This window comes from Bradyrhizobium sp. HKCCYLRH1030 (genome assembly GCF_051168395.1).
GTDB lineage: Bacteria > Pseudomonadota > Alphaproteobacteria > Rhizobiales > Xanthobacteraceae > Bradyrhizobium.
In genome coordinates this window covers 145,117-159,076 of record NZ_JBNPUY010000001.1, presented here as the reverse complement: position 1 = coordinate 159,076, position 13,960 = coordinate 145,117, and the positions used below count along the sequence as shown (strand labels likewise).

Here is a 13,960-nt window from a genome sequence, read left to right as displayed (position 1 = left end):
GCTCCTAGATTGGCACGCTTTGCGGCCGCTTCCACCGCACCCACCCCGCGACGATCAGACGGGTGAGCGTGAAGGCGGTGAAGACCGTGGTGAGGATGCCGATGCCCAAGGTCACGGCGAAGCCGCGCACGGGGCCGGTGCCGATATAGAACAGCACGGCGGCGGCGATGAAGGTGGTGATGTTGGAGTCGAGAATGGTCGCCAATGCGCGCTTGAAGCCGGCGTCGATCGCCGAGATCGCATTGCGACCGCCGCGCAGCTCCTCGCGGATGCGCTCATAGATCAGCACGTTGGAGTCCACGGCGATGCCGACCGTCAGCACGATGCCGGCGATGCCCGGCAAGGTCAGCGTGGCATTGAGCAGCGACAGCACGCCGAAGATCATCGCGACGTTCACCACCACGGCGATGTTGGCGAACACGCCGAACAGCCGGTAGGTCAGCAGCATGAACACGATGACGAGGATCGAGCCGACATAGGAGGCGAGCTCGCCCTTGGCGATCGAGTCCGCGCCGAGGCCCGGACCGACGGTGCGCTCCTCGATGACCGTCAGCGGCGCGGGCAGCGCGCCGGCGCGCAGCAGGATCGCGAGCTCGTTGGCGGACTGCACGGTGAAATTGCCGGAGATCTGGCCCGAGCCGCCAGTGATCGGCTCGCGGATGACCGGCGCCGAGATCACCTTGTTGTCGAGGACGATGGCGAACGGCTGCCCGACATTCTCGGTGGTGGCTTGCGCAAACTTGCGCGAGCCGGCCGAGTTGAAGCGGAAGGTGACGATCGGCTCGTTGGTGCGCTGGTCGAAGCCGGTCTGCGCATCGGAGAGATCACCGCCGGAGACAAGCACCTGCTTCTTCACGACATAGGGCTGGTTGGGTGGCGATGCGCTCTGGAGCACCTCGGAATCCGGCGGCACCCGCCCCTGCACCGCCTGATCCGCCGGCACCGAGGTATCGACCATCCGGAATTCCATCTTGGCCGTGCGCCCGAGCAGGTTCTTGAGCTGCGTCGGATCCTGCAAGCCCGGCACCTGCACCAGGATGCGATCGTTGCCCTGGCGCTGGATCACGGGCTCGACGGTGCCGAGCTCGTTGACGCGGCGCTCGACGATCTGCATCGACTGCTCGATGGTCTGGCGGATGCGTTCGGTGATGGCCGCCGGCGGGATCGTCAGCCGGACCAGTCCGCCGCCGGCATCGCTGACTTCGAGGCTGCGCTGGCCGCTGGAGCCGAGCAGCCCGCCGAGCGGCTGCGAGAGATCGCGCAGCTTGGAGATCGCGGTTCCCGTGTCGCTTTCCTTGGTGATCCGGACCTCGACCCCATCACCCCGGCTCACCAATCCGGTGTAGCCGATCTTGGCATCGCGCAGCGTACGGCGAACGTCGTCGCGCACGGCATCGAGCCGCTCCTTCTTGATGTAGTTGGAGTCGACCTCGAGCAGCAGATAGGAGCCGCCCTGCAGGTCGAGGCCGAGCACCAGCCGGCGCTGCGCCCAGGCCGGCCAGGTCTTGACCGTCGCTTCGGAGAAGAAGTTGGGCACCGCGCACAGGCACACGACGAGCGCCGTGAGAATGATGCCCAGCGCCTTCCACCGCGTGAAATACAACATGGAGGTTGTCCGTAAGGGCCGTAGCCGGCCCGGAAAATCAGAACATCACAAAGAGCGAAGGCCGGCGTTCAACCGGCCAGGTCGGCGATCAGCTCGCTGCCTTCTCGTCCTTCTTGTCGTCCTTTGCGTCTGCCTTCGCGGGCTCGCCCTTGGTGCGGACGCCCGTGATCATCTGGCGCATCTGGCGCACGCGCACGCCGTCGGCGATCTCGAACTCGACCTGGTCGTCGTCGACGACCTTGGTCACCTTGCCGACCAGGCCGCCCTGGGTCACGATGGTGTCGCCGCGGCGGACGTTCTTGACGAGATCGGCGTGCTCTTTGACCTTCTTCTGCTGCGGCCGCAGGATCAGGAAATACATGATCACGAAGATCAGCGCGAACGGCAGCAGCGACATCAGCATGCTGTTGGTGTCGCCAGCGCCGGCGGCCTGGGCATAGGCAGGGGTGATCAGCATGTGGTCGATCCTCGTGGGCAGCGCCCGGTGAGACGGGAATAGCCGGCGAACCACGCTTGTCTCGGCGCGGGCCGGCCTCTTGCGAATTTCGCGCGGAATATAGCGGCAGCAGTCCCAATAGCAAGGCGCCCCGCCCCTTCATTTCGCCCCGCTTGCGGCAGCCGGCGAGGCCCGATATGGCTGCCCCATCAGGAACTTGCAGCATGTCGAAAAAACCAGCCAGAGCCTCGTCCCGCGCCCCCGCCAAAAACGCCCTCAGACCGCTCGCCAAAGGCCCCCGGCCTGCAGCGCAAAAGCCACCAAAGATCGCGGCAAAACGTCCCGCCGGCCCCGCCTCCGATGATACGGCTGACCGGATTGCCCGTGCGCTGGAAGCAATTGCCGCGCATCTGGCGACAACCCATGCGGGTGCCACGCCCGCGCTGGACCTGAACGCGGCCGACGCCTTCGTCTGGCATCCGAACGGCCGGCTCTCGACGGTGCCGCGCGTCAGCCGTGTCGAGATCGACCTGCTCAAGGGCATCGACCGGATGCGCGACATCCTGATCGAGAACACCGAGCGCTTCGCCAACGGCCTGCCGGCCAACAACGCCTTGTTGTGGGGCGCGCGCGGCATGGGCAAATCATCGCTGGTGAAGGCCGCCCATGCCAGCATCAACGTCACGCGCAAGCCCGCCGACCGGCTGAAACTGATCGAGATTCACCGCGAGGACATCGAGAGCCTGCCGGCGCTGATGGACATCCTGCGTGCCGCGCCGTTCCACTTCATCGTGTTCTGCGACGACCTGTCGTTCGACGGCAATGATGCGTCCTACAAATCGCTGAAAGCCGTGCTCGAAGGCGGCATCGAGGGACGCCCGGAGAACGTCATTCTCTACGCCACCTCCAACCGGCGCCATCTGTTGGCCCGCGACATGATCGAGAACGAGCGCTCCACCGCGATCAATCCGGGCGAAGCGGTCGAGGAAAAGGTCTCGCTGTCCGACCGTTTCGGCCTATGGCTCGGCTTCCACCGGTGCAGCCAGGACGAATACCTCGCGATGGTCAAAGGCTATTGCAGCCATTTCGACGTCGCAGTCGCCGAGGATCAGTTGGAGCGCGAGGCGCTGGAATGGGCCACGACGCGCGGCTCGCGCTCGGGCCGCGTCGCGTGGCAGTTCACGCAAGATCTGGCGGGCCGCCTCGGCGTGCGGCTGACAACGCAAAAAGCCGCGCAGTAATCTGCGCGGCCCTGTGTCGTCCACGATTGCGTGGGGTCAAACGACCGGACCTCACGCCCCGTTGAGGAATTGCAGCGGGTCAACCGGAGACGATCCCTTGCGGATCTCGAAGTGGAGCTGCGGCGATCCGACTTCTCCCGATTGACCCGACTTGGCAATGACCTGGCCGCGCTTGATCGGATCACCGCGCTTCACCATCAGCTCACTCGCATGGGCATATGCGGTGACATAGCCGTTGGAATGCCGCACCAGGACCAGATTGCCATAACCCTTCAATTCATTGCCGGCGTAAGCGACGACGCCATCTTCGGCCGCCTTCACCGGGGTGCCCTCGGGCACGGCGATGTTGATGCCATCGTTGGACTTGCCGTTGGTCTTGGCGCCGTAGCTGGTGATCACCTTGCCGCGCGCCGGCCAGCGGAAGGTCGGCAGCGAGCTGGTGGTCTCGGCCGGCCGTGCCGGCTCCTCCTCCTTCTCGGGCGCCGGATTGGCCTGGGCCAGGCGGGCGGTCTGGACCGGACCGGCGGCCGTCGCGACCCGCGTTGTCGGCGCTGGCGCCGGCACGGTCGCAACCGCCTGGGGAACGGTTGCGACCGGAGCCACCGGCGCAGCTGCCGCCACGGCCCTGCCAGGGACGGTCAGCCTGGTCCCGAGCTTGAGCGGCGAAGCCTGATCGAGATTGTTGGCGCGGGCGAGCTCAGCCGCCGTCAGATGATTCTGGCGGGCGATGCTGGCGAGTGTCTCGCCGCGGTTGACGAAATGGACGGTGGACGGTGCGACGGCCGCCACCGGCTTCGGCGCGACCATTGGCGCGGCGGCAACGGGCTGGGCCGCGGGCGCAGCCGCCACCGCGCCAGGATGCGGAATGATCAGCTGCTGGCCTGGCGACAACGCGCGCGGGCCCTTGTAGCCGTTGGCAGCCAGGATCTCAGCCGGCGTCACGCGGTAGCGCTTGGCAAGGATGTCGAGCGTATCGCTGGTGCCGACGATGATCTTGGTGCCACTGGCAGGACGCGCGGCCGCGACCGAACGCGGCGGCACGGTGCCGGTGGTCTCGAGGCGCGGCTGGGCCGGCGGAGCATAGGAATGCGCGGGCTGTGCATAGGCCGGGGGTGCGGCGACGGCGGGCGCCGCGACCGGGACCGCAGCGGGTGGCGCATAGGACGCGACGCCGCGCCCGCCCGACGACATGCCTCCGGCGCCGCCACCGGTCGGATAGGATTGCGGAGCCCCGACCGCCGGGGGCGGCAGCGCCGAGGACGAATAGGCAGGCGCCGGCGCGGGAGCCGGCGTGTAGGACTGGCTGTATTGCTGGTGCTGCCGGGGCGGCTGCGCCTGCACCGACCCGGTGGAATCGGATGCAAAGGGGTTTGAAAACGGATTTTGCGTCTGCGACAGCCGCGTCGACATGTCGGCGCTGCAGCCGGCGACGCCGAACGACATCAGCGCCAACGCCGCAACTTGCGGCAGGCGGCGCGAGCGAAGCAACTCGACAGTGGCGGGCATGGTTACTCACTCGTACGCAACAAACAACGAATTCGAGTAAACACAGCCGCGGTAAATAAGCGCTTAAGCCGCGAATAAAGCGTTGTGCGGCCTGCTGATCCGCACGTTTAAAGTTCGCGCGCAATCCCCGGAATTGCCGGCACAAATCGCACGTCGACGAGCTCCTTTCGGTCGAAACGATCACCCGTCCGCGTGCTCCTGACGAGCGTCTGCACCCCGTGTTGCGGCCCGACCGGCGCGATCAGGATACCGTCCGGCTCCAGCCGGTCGAGCAGGCTCTGGGGAATCTCGTCCATCGCCGCCGTTACGATGATGCGGTCGAATTGGCCGCCCCCCGGCGGCAGCGCGTAGCCATCGCCGAGCATGACCTCGACATTGAAGCAGCCGAGCTTCTCCAACCGTTCCCTGGCCTTGTCGGCCAATGTCCGGAAGCGCTCCACCGTCAGGACGTTGGTGGCCAGCCTGGACAGAATCGCGGCCTGGTATCCTGACCCCGTCCCGATTTCGAGTACACGATGGGACTTCTGCAGCTTGAGCTGCTCGGTCATGTAGGCGACGACGAAGGGCTGGCTGATGGTCTGCCCACAGGCGATCGCCATCGCGCTGTCGCGATAGGCCTCCGGGCGGTCGGCCGGCAGAACGAACTCCTCCCGCGGCACCTCTTCCATCGCGCGCAACACCGCCTGATCGCTGATCCCCCGCCGACGCAGGGTCAGCTGAAACATCATTTTCTCGGGAGGAGCAGCTGGGGGCATCGGGATGTCGGTTGGTGGGCTCGTGCGCAATTTACCTGCCGGGCGAGGGTTGCGCACCGATTTTCCGCACACCCGTCGCAACCGGATGCACCGTCATGGTCCCGACGACGGACCGCGTTCCGCACAAGGAACCAAGTCGGGTCCGGTTCGTTCACCTTATGGGCGATCGTGCCCACGCCGCACGACCGTGAAAGACGACATTGTTGACGTTGCGCCATAAGCCGTTATTTGCGAGCGTCAAATCGGGTATGGGCAAGGACTGACATCATGACTGCACCGCGGCCGCCGCGCGGCTCTGTGTTTTTGGTTGAAGACGAAGTCATGATCCGAATGATGGTCGCCGACATGCTGGAAGAGCTCGGCTACACCGTCGCGGCCGAAGCCGGCGAAATCGGCGAAGCGATGCGGCTGGCCGAGAGCACCTATTTCGACGTCGCCATTCTCGACGTCAACGTCAACGGCAAGGTCATCTCGCCGGTGGCCGATCTCATCAAGGCGCGCAACCGTCCCTTCATCTTCGCAACCGGCTACGGCTCGTCGGGGTTGCCGGAAGAATATCGCGACCGGCCGGCCCTGCAGAAGCCATTCCAGCTCGAGACGCTCGGAAAGGCGATCGACCATGCCCTGCGTGGCGCTGGGCCACAGGGGTAGAAGGCGCTTCAGCCGAGAATGTCGCTGAGCTTGCCGGAGAACGCCTCGTCCGTGCGATCCAGGCGAAGCGGGGTCACTGATACGTAGCGCGCCGCGAGAGCTGCGAGGTCCGTCCCCTCGTCGGGCACATCGAGCGCGGCAGCCCGGTCGAAGCCGATCCAGAAATAGGGGTTGCCGCGGCCGTCGCGCCGCTCATCGACTTTCAAGAAGCCCAGATTGCGCTTGCCCTGGCGGGTGACCACGACGCCCCTGACCTCTTCCGGTGCACAGGCGGGGAAGTTGACGTTGATCACTGTATTCCTCGGCACGCCGGCTTCGAGCACCTTGCGCACGATCTGCGGGCCGAATTTGAGCGCGGTGTCCCAAGACGGCTTGTCACGCGTTGCGACGCTGAATTCCTGCGACAGGGCAAACGACGGCAGACCGAGAATGGTGCCTTCGAGCGCGCCGGCGATGGTGCCCGAATAGACCACGTCCTCGGCAACGTTGCGGCCCTTGTTGACGCCGGACAGCACCACGTCGGGCAGCTTCACCCCCAGGATATGACGGGATCCCATGATGACGCAGTCGGTCGGCGTGCCGCGCACCGCGAAATGCCGCGGGCCGACCTCACGCAGCCGCAGGGGGTCATTGAGCGAGAGTGAATGGGACACGCCGCTCTGGTCCAGTTCGGGAGCCACGATCCAGACGTCGTCGGACAGGGCGCGTCCGATCTCCTCGATCACCTTGAGACCCGGCGCATGGATTCCGTCGTCATTGGTGCAGAGAATCCGCATGGCCAACCTTCCGTCCCTCCGAAAGCATCGTTCGGGGGTGTCTTATCTGCTGTGCAGCATCGAGGCAAACCTGAGCGCGCTGCGGCACCACCCGGTCAATGCCGGATCCGCCACTGCGGCAGGAACCTGGCGAACTGCCCTCGCGTGCCCAGCCTCAACGGTAGGCTGGATGTGCCGGATCCGCCGGGTGCCTGCTGGACAGGAGGCGCCGGCACCGCTGAAGGCTCCGTCCGCGGCACTGCCGCAAACCGGACCCGCGCGACACTCAACGCCTTCTCGAAGTCGACGGGGTTGAACCAAGCCTGATCGCGCAGCGAGTCGTGCAGGCCCTCGTCCCAGACCCTTGAGGATTCGATATCGAATGCTCCCTTCAGGCGCTGATCGACCGCCTGGATGCCGGAGCCGGTGACGGCCCATTGCCGCCCGATCCAGAAAATATCCCGATGCAGAGCCATGATGCCGGTATCTGAAAAGCAATTGCTGAACAGAACCGAGGATACGACCCGCCGGCGCGTACGCAATGGCGGCGACCTGAGCGGATGCAATTTGCCGCGACGCTATGGCTCCGCGGCCACCACCTTGAGGCCGCCCATATAAGGCTGCAGCACGTCGGGAATCGCGATCGAGCCGTCGGCCTGCTGATAGGTCTCCATGACCGCGATCAGCGCACGGCCGACAGCCGTGCCCGAACCGTTCAATGTGTGCACGAAGCGCGGCTTGCCATCGCTTCCGCGATAGCGTGCATCCATGCGGCGCGCCTGGAAGTCGCCGCACACCGAACAGCTGGAGATCTCGCGGAAGGCGCCGCCATCGCCCTGCCCGGGCATCCAGACCTCGATGTCGTAGGTCTTCTGCGAGGAGAAGCCCATGTCGCCGGTGCACAGCGTGATGACTCGATAGTGCAGATCGAGCCGGCGCAGCACTTCCTCGGCGCAGGCCAGCATGCGCTCATGCTCGTCCTTGCTGGTCTCCGGCGTCGTGATCGAGACCAGCTCGACCTTGGTGAACTGATGCTGACGGATCATGCCGCGGGTGTCGCGGCCGGCGGCGCCCGCCTCGGCGCGAAAGCACGGCGTCAGCGCCGTGAGCCGCATCGGCAACTCCTTCTCATCGACGATGGACTCGCGCACCAGGTTGGTCAGGGCCACCTCGGCAGTTGGGATGAGACCCAGCCGCTCGGTCTTGAGGCGATCATCCGGCTCTGCAATCAGCTCGCCCTTCACGGCCCAGAACTGGTCGTCCTCGAATTTCGGCAATTGGCCGGTACCGAACATGACGTCGTTGCGTACCAGCAGCGGCGGATTGATCTCGGTGTAGCCGTGCTCATTGGTATGAAGATCGAGCATGAACTGCCCGAGCGCGCGCTCGAGCCGCGCCAGGCCCCTCTTCAGCACGACGAAGCGCGCGCCCGACAGCTTCGCAGCCGATTCGAAGTCCATGGTGCCAAGAGCCGCACCGAGATCATCATGCGGCTTCGGCGCGAAGGCGTAGTTGCGCCGGGCGCCGAACATGTGGCGCTCGACATTGTCGTGCTCGTCCTTGCCGTCCGGCACCTCGTCGAGCGGCAAATTGGGAATCGCCGAGAGCTCGCGCGCCAGCTCCTCATCCGCCTGCTTCGCGGCTGCCTCCAGCTCCGGCATGGTGGTCTTGAGCTTGGCGACCTCCTCCATCAGCGCCGATGCGCGCGCGTCATCCTTGGCCTTCTTGGCCTCGCCGATTTCCTTGGAGGCGGCGTTGCGCCGGGCCTGGGCCTGCTCGGAGGCCAGGATCGCCGCGCGCCGCCGCTCGTCGATGGCGAGCAGATGCGACGACAGCGGTGCCAGACCCCGGCGCGTCAGCGCCACATCGAAACCTTGCGGATTGTCACGGATCGATCTGATGTCGTGCATGGTCGTTCGGTCCTGGGAACGAAGAGTATCGGCGAGTCGCCTGGGCTCGCGGGCCGGCCTGCACTACCGCGAATGGCGCCGGATGGGAACAGGCAACGCCCTGGGATGTCCCCGAGCGCAACCGTTCTATTCGGAAGGGTCGGCCGGGAGATTCCCCGAGCCGGACGACGAGCCGGACTTGGCCGCAGCCGCCTGCTTCTCGACGATGCCGACCGCGATGATCGCGCCCTCGTAGAGCGCCAGCAGCGGCAGCGCCAGCGAGGCCTGGCTGAGCACGTCCGGCGGCGTAAGCACGGCCGCGATGATGAAGGCGATCACGATGAAATAGCGCCGCTTCTCCTTCAGCATCTGCGAGGTGACGATGCCGATGCGGCCGAGCAGGGTCAGGATGACCGGGAGCTGGAACGCGATGCCGAAGGCGAAGATCAGCGACATCATCAGCGACAGATATTCACCGACCTTGGGCATCAGCGCGATTTGCGCCGTCTCGGGGCCGCCGAGCTGCTGCATGCCCAGTGAGAAGCGCACGATCATCGGCCACACCGCAAAATAGACCAGCATGGCGCCAAGCACGAAGAAGACGGGGGTCGCTATCAAGTAGGGTAGGAAAGCATTGCGTTCGTGGCGATACAGCCCCGGCGCCACGAACTTGTAGATCTGCGTCGCGATGATCGGGAACGAGATGAAACCAGCGCCGAACATCGCGAGCTTCAACTGCGTGATGAAATATTCGAGCAGCTGGGTGTAGATGAACTTGCTGTTCTCGGCACCTGCGACCCAGACGAACGGCAGCACCAGGATGTTGTAGATCTGCTTGGCGAAAAAGAAGCAGAAGATGAAGGCCACGCCGAAGCCGATCAGCGCCTTGATCAGCCGCGACCGCAGCTCGATCAAGTGGTCCATCAACGGGGCCTTGCTGGCCTCGATATCTTCGACGGTCATGACGCTTTGGCGTCCTTCGGGCGGTCAGCTTCTGCTGACGCAGACATTTCAGGCTGTGGCTCGGGTTTGATTTCACGGACGATCGCCAGCGGCTCGCCCACGGATTGATGGACTTCAGCCTCTGCGAAGGTCTCGGCCACTGGAGGTTCGGGGGTGGTCGGGGTCATCACAGGAGGCTCGGGCGAAGCAGCAGCCACATCCGATGCGGGCGCCGGCTCGGCGGGCTTGTCGATCCCCTCGATATCGAGAGCCTTGTCGACGTCGCGCTGCAACGAGGAGATCACGCCGGTCGGAGTGAAACCGCTGGCCGCCTCGCGGACCTCATCGAAACTCTTCTTGAGGTCGGCCATCTCCGCTTCGCGCATCGCCTCCTGGAACTGGCCCTGGAACTCCGAGGCCATCCGGCGCGCCTTGCCGATCCATTGCCCGACCATGCGCAGGACGCCCGGAAGCTCCTTGGGACCGATCGCGATCAACGCGACGACCCCAATGACGAGCAGCTCACTCCAGCCGATATCGAACATGAAACAATCCGCCTACGCGACGACGCCTCTGATCCCGCCTATCCGGGCCTGTCTGAACAGGTCCCGGTGCCGTCCCTGCGGGAGCGCGCCGCCGGCGCCTTTCACGCGCAGATCAAACGGCTTTGCTGCCGACATCCGTGCGGGTGGCCGAAGGCGTGGCGCCGTGATCGATCGACTTGACGGGCTCGGTCTTCTCCGGCGCCTTGTCGTCGTCCTGCATGCCCTTCTTGAACGCCTTGATGCCCTGCGCGACGTCGCCCATCAGATCGGAAATCTTGCCGCGCCCGAACAACAGCAGGACGACCGCGATCACGACGATCCAGTGCCAAATGCTAAGCGAACCCATCCTGCAACCCTCCAAACACCGGCGCAGCCTTCACCCGACTGCCCGTCGACGCTACCGCCGAAACCGCGTCATATCCATGGACTTGACCGCGACACTTCGCTTCTAGCATTCGATTGCGAAACATCAACACGAACGCGGCGCATCAGCCGAAAACGGCCCGCGGACAGCCCAATCTGGCCGGAAGGTAGGCGCCAACGCCCCCAAAAACAAGCACTTAAGGTCCGACAATTCGCGGCCGGACCTACGTAATAACGCGAGTGTTAACAGCCCCGGCCGCTAGCTTTGGTGCGGCGAGCCGTCGTCGTCGGTATCGCGGTCGTGCGCGTCATCGGCCGCGTCGATCTCCTCATCCGCCATGTCGACCTCGGCCTCGGCCTCTGCCTCGTCGTCTGCCTGAGCGTCAGCGTCGGCAGACAGCTCGACGACCTCGATAACGGCCTCGTCGTCCGGCTCGACCTCGATCTGCTCGACGGCCAAGTCCACCTCGGTGATCTCGGTTTCCGCATCGGCGCCCGGCAGTTCCAGATCGCCAACGGCAACCTGCGACGAGGTGTCGTCCCGAACGGCGGCCTCAGTGGTCGCCATCTGGCCTTCGGCGACCTCGGCCGCAGCCGTGTCGGCTGCGACCGTTTCCATCTCGGCCGTTTCGTCTTCCGCGGCTTCGGCCTCGCCAGGCTCGGCCTCCACCGCCGGCGCAAGCGCCAGGTCGAGATCGCCCGGATCCAGCGGCTCCTCGTCCTCCCGCAGCGTCGGATCGTCCGATGGCGTCGGGACGGTGAAGCCGGTCGGCAGCCGGGAATCCAGCAGGCCGGTTCCCTTCAGCTCTTCCAGGCCAGGCAGATCGCCCAGGGTCTCCAGGCTGAACTGAGCCAGGAACGCATCGGTGGTTCCGAAGGTCAACGGACGGCCCGGCGTCTTGCGGCGCCCCCGCGGCTTGATCCAGCCGGTCTCCAGCAGAACGTCCAGCGTTCCCTTGGAGGTGACGACGCCGCGGATCTCTTCGATCTCGGCACGCGTCACCGGCTGGTGATAGGCAACGATGGCCAGAACTTCGATCGCCGCGCGCGACAGCTTGCGCGTCTCGGTGCTCTCGCGCGTCATCAGCCAGGCGAGGTCGCCGGCGGTACGGAAGGTCCACTTGTTGGCGACGCGCACGAGATTGACGCCGCGATTGGCGTACTCCGCCTGCAGCTGCGCCAGTGCGGCCTTGATGTCGACACCTTCAGGCATACGCTTGGCGAGCGCAGCCTGCTCGAGCGGCTCTGCCGAGGCAAACAGGAGAGCCTCGAGGATACGCAACTCTTCGGGGCGCGCTACAGGCTCGATCGCGATCTCGTCGGGCTCTTCCATGCGCAGTTCCGCCAAGCTTGCCATGGCAGGGTCTCCTTGTTCGTTACTCAACCGTCAAGTCCGGCGCAGCCATGGCGCCGGGCTGGATCGGTGGACGCTTACGAAAGTACAGCGGCGCGAACGCCTGCTTCTGGTTCAGCTCGAGCTTGCCTTCGCGAACCAGCTCGAGGACGGCCGCAAAGCTCGATGCGAAGACGGTGGCCTTCTGTGCAGGCTCGACGACGTAGTCCAGCAGGTAGTCGTCGAGACATCCCCAATCGTCCGAGACCTCGGTCATGCCGACCAGACGCTCGAGCGAGGCGCGGGCCTCGGCAAGCGACCAGACCGTGCGCTTGGCCATATGAACGGACGTGACGACGCGCGACTGCCGCTGGATGGCATAGGCCGACAGCAGGTCGAACAGGGTCGCGGTGAACTTGGGACGACGAACCTCCGCTATGGCCTCCGGGTTGCCGCGCGGGAACACGTCACGCTGGAACTGGGGCCGGTTCATCAGGCGATTGGCGGCTTCGCGGATCGCCTCCAGCCGGCGCAGCCGGTTGGCAAGTGCCGTGGCCATCTCCTCGGCGCTCGGACCTTCCTGCGCTGGCGGCTCGGGCAACAGGAGACGCGACTTCAGAAAAGCGAGCCAGGCCGCCATCACGAGATAGTCGGCGGCGAGCTCCAGCCGGATCTTGCGGGCAGCCTCGATGAACTGGAGATATTGGTCGGCGAGCGCCAGGATGGAGATCTTGGCAAGGTCGACCTTCTGCTGCCGCGCCAGCGCGAGCAGCAGGTCGAGTGGGCCCTCGTAGCCCTCGACGTCGACGACCAACGCCGGTTCGGCCTCGGCCAGCTCCGTCGTGGGACGGCCGGTTTCAAACGACAGAATTTCAGCGGTCATGCGCTAGCGGATCCCAGCCGGTTGATCAAGGCGTCGAGCTCGCCGCGCGCGGCGTCACGATCGAAGCCTGTGGGTGCCTTGCGCGCCGCAAGCGCGCGATCGGCGCGGATCAGAGCCTGCCCTTCAAGCTCCGGCGTCTCGGCGGCCACGGCCTGCATCTCGTCGAGCTTGCCGTTGCAATGCAGAACCATGTCGCAGCCAGCCGCCACGATCGCACGCGTGCGCTCGGCGATCGATCCGGCCAACGCGTTCATGGAAACGTCATCACTCATCAACAAACCCTGGAACCCGATCCGTTTGCGAATCACCCGTTCGATCATTGTCGCAGAAGTCGTGGCCGGATGGGCGGCGTCGATCGCGCTAAACACAACATGTGCAGTCATCGCCATCGGGAGGTCGGCCAGCGGCCTGAACGCGGCGAAATCGGTTGCGTCGAGTTCCGCTTCTGGCGCGTCCACGGTCGGCAGCCGGAAATGGGTGTCGGCGGTGGCCCGGCCATGCCCCGGAATGTGCTTCAGCACCGGCAGCACGCCGCCCTGCTCCAGCCCCTCCGTCACCGCCCGGGCGATCGCCGCCACCTTTTCTGGCGTCGTGCCATAGGCTCGATCCCCGATCACGGCATCGGCGCCCGCGACAGGGACGTCGGCGAGCGGCAGGCAATCCACGGTGATGCCGAGCGCGAGCAGGTCGTCGGCGATCAGGCGAGCGCTGAGCCAGGCGGCACGGACGCCTGCGGCCGAATCAAGGTCGTAGAGACGGTCGAACACCACGCCGGCGGGATAGACCGGCCAATGCGGCGGCCCCAGCCGCTGCACCCGGCCCCCCTCTTGGTCGATCAGGACCGGAGCGTCGGCGCGGCCGACGCAGGCCCTTAATTCCTCAACCAGTGCAGTCACTTGGGCGGGCGACTGGACGTTACGTTTGAACAGGATGAAGCCCCAGGGCCTGAACTCGCCGATGAACGCGCGCTCGGCGTCGGTGAGATCAGGCCCGGAGATGCCGGTAATGAAAGCCCGCATGGTCATGCGGGCCGCATAGACCCCGCCTCGGGGCCG

15 protein-coding genes are annotated in these 13,960 nt (G+C 65.6%); 2 read left to right on the top strand and 13 right to left on the bottom strand.

Annotated features, from left to right (window positions below):
* Positions 1–4: 4 nt before the first annotated feature.
* Both secD and yajC read right to left on the bottom strand, forming a co-directional pair.
* Complete coding sequence (gene secD / locus ACQR1E_RS00700; protein WP_315711724.1) at positions 5–1,606, bottom strand: protein translocase subunit SecD; 1,602 nt, start codon at positions 1,604–1,606, stop codon at positions 5–7.
* Between the two features lie 88 nt (positions 1,607–1,694).
* On the bottom strand, positions 1,695–2,063 hold the full coding sequence (gene yajC, locus ACQR1E_RS00695) for a preprotein translocase subunit YajC (RefSeq protein ID WP_006614336.1): 369 nt from the start codon (positions 2,061–2,063) through the stop codon (positions 1,695–1,697).
* Positions 2,064–2,266: 203 nt separating this feature from the next.
* Between yajC and ACQR1E_RS00690 the strand changes: the two genes are divergently transcribed.
* Positions 2,267–3,283, top strand: a complete 1,017-nt coding sequence (locus tag ACQR1E_RS00690) for an ATP-binding protein (RefSeq protein ID WP_316225520.1) — start codon at positions 2,267–2,269, stop codon at positions 3,281–3,283.
* A gap of 51 nt (positions 3,284–3,334) precedes the next feature.
* Here ACQR1E_RS00690 and ACQR1E_RS00685 read toward each other — a convergent pair whose 3' ends face one another.
* On the bottom strand, positions 3,335–4,789 hold the full coding sequence (locus tag ACQR1E_RS00685; protein WP_315711721.1) for a LysM peptidoglycan-binding domain-containing M23 family metallopeptidase: 1,455 nt from the start codon (positions 4,787–4,789) through the stop codon (positions 3,335–3,337).
* Between the two features lie 107 nt (positions 4,790–4,896).
* Positions 4,897–5,544, bottom strand: coding sequence for a protein-L-isoaspartate(D-aspartate) O-methyltransferase (locus ACQR1E_RS00680; RefSeq protein ID WP_315712607.1), 648 nt, complete (start codon positions 5,542–5,544; stop codon positions 4,897–4,899).
* A gap of 267 nt (positions 5,545–5,811) precedes the next feature.
* Between ACQR1E_RS00680 and ACQR1E_RS00675 the strand changes: the two genes are divergently transcribed.
* The gene (locus ACQR1E_RS00675; RefSeq protein WP_315711720.1) at positions 5,812–6,195 is read left to right on the top strand and encodes a response regulator; all 384 of its coding nucleotides are present in this window, start codon (positions 5,812–5,814) and stop codon (positions 6,193–6,195) included.
* Between the two features lie 8 nt (positions 6,196–6,203).
* Here ACQR1E_RS00675 and surE read toward each other — a convergent pair whose 3' ends face one another.
* The 9 genes from surE to nagZ form a co-directional block, all read right to left on the bottom strand.
* A complete protein-coding gene (gene surE / locus ACQR1E_RS00670; RefSeq protein WP_316192974.1) occupies positions 6,204–6,971 on the bottom strand; it encodes a 5'/3'-nucleotidase SurE in 768 nt (255 codons plus the stop codon).
* A 95-nt stretch (positions 6,972–7,066) separates the two neighbouring features.
* Entirely contained in the window at positions 7,067–7,426 is a 360-nt protein-coding gene (locus ACQR1E_RS00665) for a hypothetical protein (protein WP_315751010.1), read from the bottom strand.
* A 102-nt stretch (positions 7,427–7,528) separates the two neighbouring features.
* Entirely contained in the window at positions 7,529–8,860 is a 1,332-nt protein-coding gene (gene serS / locus ACQR1E_RS00660; protein WP_315751008.1) for a serine--tRNA ligase, read from the bottom strand.
* A gap of 126 nt (positions 8,861–8,986) precedes the next feature.
* The gene (tatC, locus tag ACQR1E_RS00655; RefSeq protein ID WP_315827526.1) at positions 8,987–9,802 is read right to left on the bottom strand and encodes a twin-arginine translocase subunit TatC; all 816 of its coding nucleotides are present in this window, start codon (positions 9,800–9,802) and stop codon (positions 8,987–8,989) included.
* Complete coding sequence (gene tatB, locus ACQR1E_RS00650; RefSeq protein WP_315711712.1) at positions 9,799–10,326, bottom strand: Sec-independent protein translocase protein TatB; 528 nt, start codon at positions 10,324–10,326, stop codon at positions 9,799–9,801. Before tatB ends, tatC begins: the two co-directional genes overlap by 4 nt.
* A 112-nt stretch (positions 10,327–10,438) precedes the next feature.
* Positions 10,439–10,672: a twin-arginine translocase TatA/TatE family subunit gene (locus tag ACQR1E_RS00645; RefSeq protein ID WP_006614346.1), complete on the bottom strand. Its 234-nt coding sequence runs from the start codon at positions 10,670–10,672 to the stop codon at positions 10,439–10,441.
* A 276-nt stretch (positions 10,673–10,948) separates the two neighbouring features.
* Positions 10,949–12,046, bottom strand: a complete 1,098-nt coding sequence (gene scpB, locus ACQR1E_RS00640) for an SMC-Scp complex subunit ScpB (protein WP_316192975.1) — start codon at positions 12,044–12,046, stop codon at positions 10,949–10,951.
* Between the two features lie 19 nt (positions 12,047–12,065).
* Positions 12,066–12,905 (bottom strand): segregation and condensation protein A, encoded by an 840-nt coding sequence (locus ACQR1E_RS00635; protein ID WP_315751001.1) that lies wholly within the window; start codon positions 12,903–12,905, stop codon positions 12,066–12,068.
* Complete coding sequence (gene nagZ / locus ACQR1E_RS00630) at positions 12,902–13,930, bottom strand: beta-N-acetylhexosaminidase (protein ID WP_434896539.1); 1,029 nt, start codon at positions 13,928–13,930, stop codon at positions 12,902–12,904. Before nagZ ends, ACQR1E_RS00635 begins: the two co-directional genes overlap by 4 nt.
* Between the last annotated feature and the right edge of the window lie 30 nt (positions 13,931–13,960).